Origin of the sequence: Mesorhizobium sp. M7A.F.Ca.CA.001.10.2.1 (assembly GCF_003998575.1) — a bacterium.
Lineage (GTDB): Bacteria > Pseudomonadota > Alphaproteobacteria > Rhizobiales > Rhizobiaceae > Mesorhizobium.
Genome location: NZ_RZQY01001220.1, coordinates 1 through 721 on the forward strand (window position 1 = coordinate 1; position 721 = coordinate 721).

Below are 721 nucleotides of genomic sequence, written 5' to 3' on the forward strand. Positions count from 1 at the left end.
GCGCTCGGCAACCCGACGCGGCTTCAGCTCTATCGCATCCTGGTGCGCGCCGGTGACGACGGGCTTGCCGTCGGCAGCGTCCAGGGCAAGCTCGACATTCCGTCCTCGACGCTGTCGCATCACCTCAAGCGGCTGGTCGACACCGGTCTGGTGACGCAGGAGCGGCAAGCGACGACGCTGATCTGCCGCGCCAACTATCCCGGCATGAATGCGCTGATCGGCTACCTCGCCGACGAGTGCTGCGCCGACGCCGCCTGCGCGCCCGCCGCCGGCAAAGCGCTGGCTTGATTTTTTTGCGCTTATAATTCGAACATACCGGAAGGATGGAACCTATGGACATGATGGCAAACCTTCCCGTCGCGGTGATCGGCGCCGGCCCGGTCGGGCTGGCAGCCGCGGCGCATCTGGTCGAACGCGGCATCACTCCGCTCGTCCTGGAACGCGGCGAAAGCGTGGGTGCGGCGCTGCTCGATTGGGGACATGTGCGGGTGTTTTCGCCATGGAAATATAACATCGATGCGGCGGCGCGGGCGCTGCTCGACCGCTCCGGCTGGACGGCGCCGGATAGCCAGGGCCTGCCGACCGGCGGCGAGATCGTGCGCGATTATCTGGCGCCGCTTGGCCGGCTTCCCGCGATCGCCGCCAATTTGAAGCTAGGCGCCGAGGTCACCGCGATCACCCGTCAGGGACACGACAAGGTCGCCAATGATGGCCGCAAGGA

The 721-nt window shown here is 66.4% G+C and carries 2 protein-coding genes; both read left to right on the forward strand.

Features of this window, described 5'->3' with window-relative positions; genetic code table 11:
• Positions 1-288 (forward strand): helix-turn-helix transcriptional regulator (locus EN964_RS36255; RefSeq protein WP_164776557.1); only part of this gene is annotated, 288 nt, incomplete at its 5' end.
• 44 nt (positions 289-332) lie between these two features.
• Positions 333-721: FAD-dependent oxidoreductase (locus EN964_RS36260; protein ID WP_164776558.1), on the forward strand; the 389-nt coding region annotated here is incomplete at its 3' end.